General features: G+C 37.9%; 13 protein-coding genes and 1 other RNA gene. 6 read left to right on the top strand and 8 right to left on the bottom strand.

All coding sequences use genetic code 11. From position 1 onward, the window contains the following. Window positions 1-64: 64 nt before the first annotated feature. From K322_RS0109330 to rnpB, 7 genes are all read right to left on the bottom strand, one after another. The gene (locus tag K322_RS0109330; RefSeq protein ID WP_026626653.1) at window positions 65-670 is read right to left on the bottom strand and encodes an SIS domain-containing protein; all 606 of its coding nucleotides are present in this window, start codon (window positions 668-670) and stop codon (window positions 65-67) included. A 100-nt stretch (window positions 671-770) separates the two neighbouring features. Beyond that, complete coding sequence (gene purE / locus K322_RS0109325) at window positions 771-1,277, bottom strand: 5-(carboxyamino)imidazole ribonucleotide mutase (protein WP_026626652.1); 507 nt, start codon at window positions 1,275-1,277, stop codon at window positions 771-773. A gap of 278 nt (window positions 1,278-1,555) precedes the next feature. Further along, window positions 1,556-2,200 carry a hypothetical protein gene (locus K322_RS19040; RefSeq protein WP_051290730.1) on the bottom strand — a complete coding sequence of 215 codons (645 nt, stop codon included), beginning with the start codon at window positions 2,198-2,200 and terminating at the stop codon, window positions 1,556-1,558. A 95-nt stretch (window positions 2,201-2,295) separates the two neighbouring features. Further along, window positions 2,296-3,753: an RNA polymerase factor sigma-54 gene (rpoN, locus tag K322_RS0109310; RefSeq protein ID WP_026626651.1), complete on the bottom strand. Its 1,458-nt coding sequence runs from the start codon at window positions 3,751-3,753 to the stop codon at window positions 2,296-2,298. A 582-nt stretch (window positions 3,754-4,335) separates the two neighbouring features. After that, window positions 4,336-4,998 carry a 2-C-methyl-D-erythritol 4-phosphate cytidylyltransferase gene (locus K322_RS0109305; RefSeq protein ID WP_026626650.1) on the bottom strand — a complete coding sequence of 221 codons (663 nt, stop codon included), beginning with the start codon at window positions 4,996-4,998 and terminating at the stop codon, window positions 4,336-4,338. Window positions 4,999-5,086: 88 nt separating this feature from the next. Further along, entirely contained in the window at window positions 5,087-5,284 is a 198-nt protein-coding gene (gene xseB, locus K322_RS0109300) for an exodeoxyribonuclease VII small subunit (RefSeq protein ID WP_026626649.1), read from the bottom strand. 26 nt (window positions 5,285-5,310) lie between these two features. Beyond that, window positions 5,311-5,676: RNase P RNA component class A (gene rnpB, locus K322_RS20270), an RNA gene on the bottom strand. A 181-nt stretch (window positions 5,677-5,857) separates the two neighbouring features. Here rnpB and K322_RS19035 point away from each other — a divergent pair. The 5 genes from K322_RS19035 (at window position 5,858) to K322_RS0109275 (ending at window position 9,905) form a co-directional block, all read left to right on the top strand. After that, window positions 5,858-6,196: a hypothetical protein gene (locus tag K322_RS19035; protein WP_051290729.1), complete on the top strand. Its 339-nt coding sequence runs from the start codon at window positions 5,858-5,860 to the stop codon at window positions 6,194-6,196. A 4-nt stretch (window positions 6,197-6,200) separates the two neighbouring features. Further along, a complete protein-coding gene (locus tag K322_RS0109290) occupies window positions 6,201-7,433 on the top strand; it encodes a nucleoside recognition domain-containing protein (RefSeq protein ID WP_026626648.1) in 1,233 nt (410 codons plus the stop codon). Window positions 7,434-7,778: 345 nt separating this feature from the next. Further along, window positions 7,779-8,201: an rRNA maturation RNase YbeY gene (gene ybeY / locus K322_RS0109285; protein ID WP_026626647.1), complete on the top strand. Its 423-nt coding sequence runs from the start codon at window positions 7,779-7,781 to the stop codon at window positions 8,199-8,201. 2 nt (window positions 8,202-8,203) lie between these two features. Beyond that, window positions 8,204-9,046, top strand: a complete 843-nt coding sequence (locus tag K322_RS0109280) for an alpha/beta hydrolase (protein ID WP_026626646.1) — start codon at window positions 8,204-8,206, stop codon at window positions 9,044-9,046. Window positions 9,047-9,050: 4 nt separating this feature from the next. Continuing rightward, window positions 9,051-9,905 (top strand): alpha/beta hydrolase, encoded by an 855-nt coding sequence (locus K322_RS0109275; RefSeq protein WP_026626645.1) that lies wholly within the window; start codon window positions 9,051-9,053, stop codon window positions 9,903-9,905. Between the two features lie 5 nt (window positions 9,906-9,910). Here K322_RS0109275 and K322_RS0109270 read toward each other — a convergent pair whose 3' ends face one another. After that, window positions 9,911-10,447, bottom strand: a complete 537-nt coding sequence (locus K322_RS0109270) for a methylated-DNA--[protein]-cysteine S-methyltransferase (protein WP_317614701.1) — start codon at window positions 10,445-10,447, stop codon at window positions 9,911-9,913. 108 nt (window positions 10,448-10,555) lie between these two features. Here K322_RS0109270 and K322_RS0109265 point away from each other — a divergent pair, with 108 nt between their 5' ends. Next, window positions 10,556-12,460, top strand: a complete 1,905-nt coding sequence (locus tag K322_RS0109265) for a TlpA family protein disulfide reductase (RefSeq protein ID WP_157279404.1) — start codon at window positions 10,556-10,558, stop codon at window positions 12,458-12,460. Window positions 12,461-12,488 lie beyond the last annotated feature (28 nt).

The raw sequence follows: 12,488 nt of genomic DNA, 5'->3' as shown, positions 1-12,488 counted from the left end.
CATATTTGAAGTTTATAACAGACTATGGATTATACTTACCAAAATAATAAAAAGGTCTGAAACCTTATTTACTTAACTCTCTTGATTTATCTCCGAGATATCCTCCGTGATGCCTTTTCGCATAATCGGCAGGTGTGAATCCTATTTTACCCATTGTATCCACAACCAACACATCACCTATCACAGTCATCATGGTAGTAGAGGTCGTAGGAGTCAAACCCAAACGGCAGACCTCATCAGGACGTCCGGTTAATAAACATGCATCCGATTCTTTCGCTAAAACACTCTCGGGATTACTTGTTATAACAATAAACTTAATCGACGGATTAAGATTTCTAGCCAAAGTTATCAGTTCGATTATTTCACGGGTTTTTCCCGAATTCGAAATTAAAAGAATGATATCATTTTCCTGCAAAACACCCAAATCACCGTGTTGTGCTTCACTTGGATGCAAAAAAATAGCAGGAGTACCTGTCGAACAAAATGTGGTCGCAATATTTTCAGCTATCTGACCGGCCTTACCCATACCACTAGTTACAAGCTTGCCTTTTTTCCGGTGAACTTGCTCCACAATCAAATCCGTAGCCTTATCATAGTCACTACTGACAGGTATATTAAGAATGGCTTCTGATTCTTTTCTTAAGATTTCTCTAATTTCGTCTACAGTCATAAAATTTCAATGGTCGCCCCAATAATTATAAGTGTAACAAGTATTCAACAACTACCTGTTACACCCTTTTATCTAACTAATTAAAAGAAGGTCTGAGACCTTAATTTGTTTTGAATTTAAATTTAGTAGCAGCTAATTCTTTGTTAGCCTTTACAATTTTCGACTTAAGGTCTTCTTTATAAGAAGCTAATTTGTTCTGCAAGTCAACATTGTCTGTCGATAAAATCTGCAAAGCCAAAATAGCCGCATTCAACGAACCATTTATCCCAACTGTAGCCACTGGAATTCCGGGAGGCATTTGCACTATTGCCAACAATGCATCCATCCCATCCAACGACGAATTGATAGGAACACCAATCACAGGCAATGTAGTCATTGAAGCTATTACTCCCGGAAGATGTGCAGCCATACCGGCAGCAGCAATGATTACTTTTATACCTCTTTCTCTTGCATTTTTTGCAAAGGCTTCTACCTCGTGAGGAGTGCGATGTGCCGAAAGGGCATTGATTTCAAATGGGATTTCCATTTCGTCGAAAAATTTAGCAGCCTTCTCCATCACCGGAAGATCCGAAGTGCTACCCATAATAATTGCAACAAGAGGTTTCATTTTATAATCTTTATTATTAAGGTCTAAGACCTATTTATTACTGTATTTACCAGTACTCTAACACTCAAAAGGTAACAATGGTTCCACAAAAATAGACTTTTTTATTTGTTTCCGTCTCTTCTTTTCCAGTGGAACTGCCTGTTTATTCTTCTCAAATCTCTGACTCATTTAAGTAAATGAAAGTTACAAAATCAAAGATCATTCAACAGATATCAGTTATCAAATTTTCCTATTGTTTTACTTATAGATAAAATAAGCTATAAAGAATCTGCAATCTCCTATTTCAAAAACGACAGCATCAATACAAGTCCACCATATACCGCTCCATACCCGAGCAGACCTCCTAATAGGAATCCGATATAAACCTGAGCAGCAGTACTCGCTTTAAGATACAAGCGGCACACTCCTAAAAGTCCGGCAAGAACAAATAAAATAGCAAATAAATAAAGAGGGCTAGCCGCCTTTACATGAAAACAAACTGACAAGACTGTACCGATAACACCCCCGACACCAAGCATATGTGCACTTATTTTCCAAAAGAAATTAATAATCAAACCTACAAGCGATATAATTGCTGGGGCAGCTATCAATCCCAAAAACCAGAAAAACACATGCGCCTGATAAAAGAAATAAGTAAGGCTGAGATTCGAGACAAAGAAGATCATATAAGGCAAAACACGCTCAGACCTCTCGGTAAGAAAAATATCCCTCACATATTTCATTTTCACAAGAACAATCGTAAACAACGAAGGAATAATGAATGTAAACACCAAAACCGGCAATAAAAACCGGAGTGTCTGCCCTATATACAAATTAAAAAAGTTTGTATATACAAAAAGCAAAGCCAAACTATAGAATGGCATAAGAAAGGGCTGAAATATAAAAGAATATATTTTAGCGAGATTTGATCCTATTCTCCACATATCTTTTAATAAAAACAAGTATTAAGCTAAACTCCGGATCATTTAAGCCCGATGTTATTCTTATACCTGATCAGTTAATAAAAAGGCTGAACGCCTTATAAGTTTTTCCGTAACCTGGCTACGGGTATATTCATTTGCTCCCGATATTTTGCAACCGTTCTTCGGGCGATAATATAACCTTTCTCCTTTAAGATTTCGGCTAGTTTATCGTCGGTTAATGGCTTTTTGGTATCTTCTCCTTCAATACATTCTTTGAGAATAGCTTTAACTTCACGGGATGAGATTTCATCACCGGCTTCAGTCTGCATTGATTCCGAGAAGAAATACTTCAATGGATAAACTCCAAAATTTGTTTGTACATATTTACTATTACTCACCCTCGATACGGTCGAAATATCATATCCGGCAAGTTCGGCTATATCCTTTAATATCATCGGCCTCAGATTAGACTCGTCCCCCGTAAGAAAAAAATCATACTGTAAGTCAACAATAGCCTGCATGGTACGCTGCAATGTTTCCTGCCTTTGCTTTATAGCCTCGATAAACCACTTAGCCGAATCGAGCTTTTGTTTGACAAAAGCGATAGCATTTTTAGTTTCTGAAGTAACTCCTTTTTTATTTTCGGAGTACCCCCTAAGCATTTCAGAATATTCGCGGTTTACCCGCAATTCAGGAATATTCCGGTTGTTAAGGCTCATAAATAATTCTCCATTATAAGCTTCCACTATAAAATCGGGAATTATCGTATTCATCGTTTGAGCCAAAGCATCACCCCAATTGTTTCCGGGCTTCGGATTGAGACTTACAATAACTTGTATAACCTGTTTCAACTCGTCATCATCAACATTCAATGCCCGCTTGATCTTATCGTAGTGACGTTTTGTAAAATCATCAAAATGACGGCTGAGAATACGTATTGCTTTTTCTACAGCGTCGCTTTCATCCAATCGTTTCAATTGCAGTAAAAGACATTCCTGTAAATCCCGAGCTCCGATGCCGGCAGGCTCAAAGCTCTGAACCTCTTCGAGAATCGACTGGAGTTTTTCGTTAGAAACATCTATATTTTGCTGAAAGAGAAGATCATCGGATATTGCATTCAAAGGACGGTCTAAATATCCGTTTTCATCGATACTTCCGATTATATATTCGGCAATTTTGGCGTCATCTCCGGTCAACTCGGTGAGATGAAGCTGTTCAACCAGAGACTCATGCAAAGATTCTGCCGACGAAAAAGGAATATCCTCTCTCCCTACTGAAGATGAATTGTTTGAAGTAAGCCTGTAATCGGGTATATCATCTTCTGTCAGATAATCACCTAAAGCGATATCTTCCTGCGAAATCTCCCCCGAATCATCAAAATCGTCACGCTCGTCATCAGTCTTAAAATCATCCGAATCGTCGTGTCCTTCATCCAGAGCCGGATTATCGACCAGTTCTTGCTTGATCCGCTCCTCAAGTTCTATATTAGGCAACTCGGTTAGCTTTATCACCTGCATTTGCAGAGGTGACAAACGTTGCTGTTGCTTCTGTTGTAATTGTTGCTTAAGAGCCATTCCCCGAAACTGTTTTTATTTAAGGTCACAGACCTGTTTATAAACTTGCCAGCATATCAGTAACAGATATAATATTTACAAGATATTGCAGAATACAGTTTGTTACTTATACACAAAAATAATAAATAGTTTTATATCCTATCCAAGAATACAATGAGTAATATAAAAGAGGACACTTCAAAACAAATATCCCGCACAACCCCAAGCCTGAAAACAGACAAAGAAAACCAAAATAAATTTTACAGAAACACCATTATCTCGGCGAACAAATAACAGACAAATCCTATTTGATTAAAAACCATAACCTGCAAAATATATCAATAGAATTAATCGAAATTATTATATTTAATTCACATCTTAAAACACCATTTAAAAAATTATAATTCAAAAAATTACAAAACAACACTGTTATATAAAAGATGAATTATAGACAAATATTAACTTTATATATAAAATATATCCACTCGAAAGAAGATCAGAAAACAGATAAAAAACCCTTCGTATTAGACAAAAAAAAGAACCTCCGGAAACACATCTGAGGCTCTAATTTTTCTTATTTTTTCATGCCGATAAGTTATAAATTTATTCAGTCAAAATAACCTTTGCCAATTGCAAATCGAAAGGGGTTGTAATCTTTATATTGGTCTTTTCTCCTTCGGTAAGATGTATTTTATAACCTAACGACTCCACAACAGATGCATCATCAGTAAAAAGGTTAGAGAACTCAGCATTATAAGCATTTTTCAACAGATTAACATCAAATACCTGAGGGGTTTGCACTAATTTAAATTTAGATCGGTCTACTATTTTACTATCGATTTCATCGGTCATTTCCCGTAAACTATCAGTTACATCCAATACAGGAATCACGGCTTTATGCTCTTTTGCCAGAGAAAAGCATCTATTCAACAAATCCTTAGACGAAAAAGGACGAACGGCATCATGTACAGCCACCCAACCATCGCCAACAAGCTCCAACGCATTTTTCACAGAATGAAAACGGGTTTCACCTCCGTCAACCACCTCATGATATATCGTAAAACCATAAGCCTTACAAAGATTCGACCAATGGTCTCGGTAATCCTTTGCTAAAGCAACAACAATACGTATCGACTTATCGAAAGAGTAAAAAGCTTCTATCGTATGCATCAGTATAGGTTTACCGCCAATCGCCATAAACTGTTTCGGCTGATCAGCTCCCATTCTTAAACCCTTACCTCCGGCAACTATTATAACATTATTCATAGTTAAAAGAACAGAAAGATATTAATGATATATTTTGATATAGCAAGCTCTGGGAATTATACTTACCAAAGCAGGAAGGTCTGAGACCTTAGTCTATTTCGTCGATTATTTTTTTAATCTGCGCATCTGTTTTATACAGTTTGTCTTTACACAATTTGATTAACTCCGATGCTTTTTTGATTTCATCGGTCAAAACGTCTACATCCAGATCTCCCGACTCGATTTTATCGAGAATATTCTGCAATTCGCTTAAAGCTTCGGTATAGCTTTTCTCCCTTTTAGCCATTATTGTTCTTTTTGTGAAGAAATAAAAAATACAGTCGGGCTATAAGCCGGGTTCTGTACTCTGCATAAAGCAGAGTGCCTGCCATTTATCTACACCTGATGTCACCATCAGGCTCTAGCGACCTACCCCCCGACATCGGGCGGGCAGCCCTACGTGCGTCGGTATACATGGTCTTGCAACTCATAAGTAGTACGGCTCTTCATATTGCTACGAAGACCGGTGAGCTCTTACCTCACCTTTTCACCCTTACCCCGATAGGGGCGGTTATTTTCTGTTACCTTACTCTGCCCTCGCGAACAGCTTCCCGTTAGGAAATATGATGCCCTGTGTTGCCCGGACTTTCCTCTTTTCATTCTCCGAAGAAAATGCTCAGCGACAGACCGCCCGACTGTAATTTAAGGCAAAGGTAATATTTTGAGTCTTTAATCACATGTTTTTGTTTTATTTGTGTTCTCATTATCCATCAAAAAGATGTAATATTGTAAATAGTTTTACTAAATACGGTCACAGACCTATTTAGTACTTTGGCAAGTATAATAAACTGAGCTTATTATAATTTGAAAATATATTATTATGATCAGAAATGCATTGCTACTCATCACGGTCTCTTTTATCCTGTCAGGATGCAGCTCTACTCTAAATATGTGGAGCGCTGACTCGAATATGAAAAAAATAGAGTTAGATATGACTAAAAAAGAGGTAATAAAAGCTTTAGGAAATGACTATCACCGAGTAGGTGCATTCAAAACGGATGACGGTGTATCGGTTGAAATACTCGGCTACGAAAACACAAAGTCTGATTTTTACATTCTTCAATTCGAAAACGGAATATTAAAAGAGTGGCACAAAGAAATGCGGCCTGTATACCCGGTTCCACCTGTTCCTGCTCCTATAAATTCTGAAAGCAAATAAAATCATGGTTCTCAATTATATCTGGATTGCTTTTTTCGTTATAGCTTTTGTAGTATCATTATCACGATTGATTATATTCGGTGACTTCGAGACTTTCAATGCTACCGTAAATTCTACATTTTCTTCAGCACGAACAGGTTTCGAAATATCTATCGGTCTCACAGGTGTACTTACCTTATGGATGGGATTGATGCGCATAGGAGAACAAGGAGGTGTTATTCAAATGTTTTCCAGAGCAATAAATCCCCTTTTCAGCAGGCTTTTTCCTGACATACCCAAAAATCATCCTGCCGGAGGATCTATATTAATGAATTTATCGGCAAATATACTGGGACTTGACAATGCGGCAACTCCTGCCGGACTACAGGCAATGAAAGAACTGCAGGAAATAAATCCCGATAAAACGAAAGCATCCAACCCCATGATCATGTTTCTGGTAATGAATGCTTCGGGACTTACTCTCATACCAGTATCGGTTATGACGATCAGGGCTCAAATGGGAGCAAGCAATCCTGCGGATGTCTTTGTCCCGATTATGATTGCTACTTTTGTATCCACAATGATCGGAGTACTGGCTGTCTGTATCAAGCAAAAGATTAATATTTTCGACAAAGTCATACTCGGCACATTCGGCAGTGTAGCGGTTCTAATCGGGGGCGTTATCTGGGCTTTCAATGAAATGGGTCCCGAAAGAGCACAAAAGGCATCGAGCGTTATAGCCAGCCTCATATTATTCGGAGTCATTATCTTCTTTATATTAAGCGGAGTCCGAAAGAAAATAAATGTATATGATTCTTTTATTGACGGAGCCAAAGACGGATTTGCGACAGCCGTACGCATTATTCCCTATTTAATTGCTATTTTAGTAGCTGTCGGAATGTTTCGTGCATCAGGCACAATGGACTTTCTGGTAGATGGCATAAAGTCTTTTGTTGCCCTTTTCGGGGGAGATACCAGATGGCTGGACGCATTACCCACCGCTTTGATGAAGCCTTTAAGCGGAAGCGGCGCACGTGGAATGATGGCGGAGACAATGGCAACTTTCGGTCCCGAATCTTTTGCAGGAAGGCTTTCTTCTATATTTCAGGCATCTACCGATACTACGTTTTATGTTGTAGCTGTTTATTATGGCTGCGTTAATATAAAAAACAGCAGATATACTGTTCCATATGCTCTTTTAGCCGATCTTATGGGTGTTATTACTGCAATATGGGTTGCATATATCTTTTTTGGATAATGGGTTTTAGACCCTTTTAGGATCACAGACCCATTTGTTTCTTATTTTTTATCTATAGAGAATAAGTGACTGTCCAATATGAAAATAATAACTTGCGCTGTCATGAAGACCTACAAACGGGCAAATATTTATTTGCCCCTACGACCAGTTTTCATCACTTGAGATTTGTAATATGCATTCAGGGACTTAAGTTTACAAACCCCAAAGAACAGCAGAAAGGAAGCATTAATAAAAAGAAACATAAAGGGTGTAACTTTTGTTACCTTTTTGAAAAATGCACGGATACAGAAAATTAAGAAGAAAGTTTATAACAAAAGGGTCTATGATCCTAAAAGAATCAAATATATGGCAATTACTTATCAGGCAGAGGACATAAAAGAACCTCATCTAAAAAAACGGATCACCAATAAATGGATTAAAGAAGTCGCTGCATCTTATCAGAAGAAAACAGGTGACATTTCCTATATATTCTGCTCGGACGATAAGATACTCGAAATCAACAAAGAGTACCTCCAACACGACTATTTTACCGATATAATCACATTCGACTATACCGAAGATAATGTTATCGGAGGAGATATATTTATAAGTCTCGACACCGTAAAAAGTAATTCAGAACAGTTTAAAACCGATTTCAACGATGAATTGAACCGGATCATCATACATGGTATTCTTCATTTATGTGGGATAAACGATAAGGGTCCCGGAGAAAGGGAACATATGACCGAATGTGAAAACAAAGCGTTAAGCTTACTTGCATCTTACTGATTATGAAAAAGAAAAACTATTTCATTCTTCTGTTATTAATTGTATCTGTAGTTACTGCCTGCGGGCAAAACGAAGAACCTATACAACTCAAAGTCTGGGAAAACAATCCTCCGACAAATAACGGATTAACCGATAAAGCCGAACTTTTTATATATAAACCTCATACTCTTTCGAAGCTGCCGACTCCGGCTGTACTTATTTTTCCCGGGGGAGGATATGCCGGCGTAAGTATGCCGTACGAAGGACATGCTTTTGCCAAATGGATAGCATCACAAGGAATAGTCGGCATTGTATTGAAATACCGATTGCCCAATCAACACAAAGAAGTTCCTTTTGATGATGCTTGTCAGGCAATGCAAATAGTCCGTAATCATGCGGAAGAATGGAACATTGATGTTTCTAAGATGGGAGTTGCAGGTTTCTCGGCAGGAGGACATCTGGCAGCTACGCTTTCTACTTATTATGCCAATAATGAGTTATGCCCGAGACCGGCATTCACTATCCTATTTTATCCGGTAATAACGATGGAAACCGTAACCAAAGGAGGTACACGTAATAACCTGATGGGATTAACACCGTCGGAAGAAGATATTGCGAATTATTCACCGGAGAAACAAGTTTCAGAAAATACTCCCCGAACAATCATATTTACCGCAAATGATGATGCTTCTGTTCCGACATTCCATAGTACGAATTATTATCAGGCATTGAACGAAAAAGGAATTTCAGCCAGTTTACATATCTTTCCGGAAGGAGGGCATGGCTGGGGATTACTTCCCGATTATAAGTATAACGAAGAATCTCTCTCGATTCTGAAAACATGGTTAGACCTTTATATAAAATAATATCATGAAGAAAAAATTATTGTTGTTTTTATTCTCTATTATCGCAGTAAGTACGATGAATGCACAAGAAATTGTAAAGTTATGGAATGAAAATCCGCCTACAGATAATGGGATTACAGGTACTGAAGTTGACGAAAACAACCGCATTTCGAATGTCAGTGCACCCGAGATGTTTATTTACAAACCCAATTTGGCGATAGACCGCAACATTGCAGTTGTAATTTGTCCCGGTGGAGGCTACAGCCGTCTGGCTATTGATCACGAGGGTTATGATTTTGCAAAATGGCTTCAATCGTTAGGTATCACAGGAGTTGTTCTTAAATACCGTTTACCCAACCAACATAAAACCGTGCCTTTGGAAGACCTTCAGCAGGCAATCAGATATGCAAAGAAAAATCTGTCGAGAAAAGACTCTTCTGCCCTTAAAGTCGGTGTAGCTGGATTTTCGGCAGGAGGACATCTTGCGTCAACAGGTTCTACACATTTTGACGGACAAGATACCCGCCCCGATTTTTCTATTTTATTTTATCCGGTAATAACAATGGGAGAATATACTCATCAGGGATCAAAAAGCAATTTGTTAGGAGAAAACCCTTCCGCTAATGATGTAATGTTTTATTCGAACGAAACACAGATTACTGAACTAACTCCTCCTACAATACTGTTATTAAGCGACGATGACAACGCAGTTCCATCGATGAACAGCATTATGTACTACGAAGCCCTGAAGCAAAATAATGTTCCTGCAACGATGTACATATTTCCAGAAGGAGGACACGGATGGGGCATGAGACCCAACTTCAAGTACCACACCGAAATGCTCCAATTATTGAAACACTGGCTTCAGGATTTAAAATAAGCACCTCAATCGAATAAGCTTTTTTCAGGAGACTCCAAATCTAACAGATAACGTTTTCGAACTAACCCTCCGGCATACCCCGTGAGGGTTTTATTTGTACCTATAACACGGTGACAAGGGATTATTATAGCAATCTTATTTGCCCCGTTTGCATTCGCAACTGCCCTCACACTCGACTCTATACCCATCAATCGTGCCTCTTGAATATACGATATGGTTTTCCCATAGGGAATAGACAACAACTGAGACCATACTCTTTTCTGAAAGTCTGTTCCTAACATATCCAATTCAACAGAAAAAGTTGTAAGTTTCCCGGCGAAGTATTCGGATAATTCTTCTTTCAAAAGCCGTATATGCCTGTTTTCTCGGTCTGTGAGATTTATTTCTGCCAGAGTCGACAGACCCTGCATCTGCCGTTCCATATTCTTTCGGTCGGTAAATTCGAGTAAACAGATGCCATTCTCGGTGGCATATGCGATCATTTCTCCTATCGGAGTTTCAATTATAATAGAAGACGTGATTATTACTTGTTTTTTGTCCAATTCCAGCATTTTTAAGTATTCAATAAGAAATACATTGATAATCAGAAATATTTTGTTAAGTTAGGAAAATATTTTTCAACAATCAAACCTTCAAAACCTTCTATGATTATGAAAAAAAACTACCTCCTCTTCATTCTTTTATTAGGATTAATCACTATTCGTTGTACGGATCCAAGACCCAAAACGATAGAAAAGCCAACACATGGATTACAGAACACGAAAACTGTTGAGATCAACAAAATTGTATTAACTGATTCGGCAACCATCCTATATATGGATGCATACTTTTATCCAGGAAACTGGATACAGATAGATTCGGCTACATATATACAAGCCGATGGCAAGAAGTATACGATTACCGGATCGGACAGTATTGAATTGAACAAAAAACACTGGATGCCCGACAGTGGCGAGGACCACTTTACTCTCTACTTTCCTCCCCTGCCTAAAGGAACTAAAATAATCGATTTTATCGAATCCGATTGTGATAATTGTTTCAAAATATGGGATATCGACCTTACCGGAAAAAACAAAACCTATAAGCCGCAACTGCCGGATAATATAAATACCAAAATAGATAAAGAATACAAACTCCCCGAACCTGTGTTTAAAGCAGCAAGTTCAAAAATAACGTTTCATCTAACAGGGTTGAAAGAGGGGTACGCAATCGGAGAACCAGAATTAAAAATCAACAACCTCTTCACCAAGGATATGGATGAATACGCCGGTAAAAAAGAATCTGACGGGACATACACTTTTGAGGTCGATTTATATTCCACTTCAACAGGATTCATAACATTTAGCAACAACTATCTCAATGTAGTCCTAAATCCGGGGGAAAATCTTGATATATATTATGATCTAACGGCTTTTTCGAAAAACACTTCCCGTTATCACCCTCAACCCGATCTTACTTTCTGTACATTTAATGGCAGCTTTGCCGAATTAAATACTCAGATATTACAATACAGGGATACCTTACAGTCATACAATATTCTCTTAAACATATATTCTGATTATGCGGATTCCACAATTTTAGCAATGAATAATACGCAATATGTAGATTATGTGTTTAAAAATTACGATGAAAAGCTTGTAAAGCTAGAAAAAGAAGACTTCCCGCAAGCTGTAAAACAAGTTATAAAAAGCAATCTGAAAAATAATGTGATTGACAATATCGTTTCCATGAATAGAGTTTATGAATTGAATTATCGCATAAAGAATAAACTGGATTGGGATAAGCCTGTCGGTCTGAGTCTTCCCAAAGCAACAGAAAAAGAGTTAGCAGAACTTAAAAAGCTCGATTTAAATGATCTTACGCTTATTTACTCCGGTGATTTCAAATATTCTTCTTCAAAACTGATAACATCTATTCCACCATCCATAAACATAGAAACTATTACAGGCAGTAAAACAGGACTGCTGAGAGATTTAAGAGAAGTATTCCCTGTTATATTTAAAGCATCCGAACCGGCAGAATTGAGTTCAAAAGACGAAAGCATTCTCTCCGGAACAGGCAACCCCTATTACAAAGAAGTATATGACTTGATTTTCAAAAAGACAAAACAACTTCAGAAAGAAGTCTTATCAAAAGGAGGATTCAAAATTGAATCAACTCCCGATGTGGAAAAAGATAAGGTTCTGGAAACCATTGTTTCCAAATATAAGGGAAAAGTCGTATTTATAGACATCTGGGCAACATGGTGCGGCCCTTGCATTGGAGCGATGAAAACTATAAAAACGATAAAACCAACAATGACCGAAAAAGGTATAGTATCGCTGTATGTATCCGGAGAAACTTCTCCAAAAAACAAATGGATGAGCATGTTACCCGAAATAGGAGGAATACATTACTATCTGAAAGAAGAACAATGGAATGCATTGTCTGAAAAATACAAATTCAATGGAATACCTACATACATGATATTCGATAAAAAGGGAAAAATGGCATTCAAAGCCACCGGATATCCGGGAAACAACAAAATTCTCGAAGAATTGGAGAAAGTCCTGTAAATTCCAGCACAGAAAAGAGAGATCAAGC

It is taken from the genome of Indolivaga capnocytophagoides DSM 22835, assembly GCF_000426485.1.
GTDB lineage: Bacteria > Bacteroidota > Bacteroidia > Bacteroidales > Dysgonomonadaceae > Dysgonomonas_A > Dysgonomonas_A capnocytophagoides.
The sequence above is the reverse complement of the archived record's forward strand: the minus strand, read 5'-3'. Positions and strand labels throughout refer to the sequence as shown.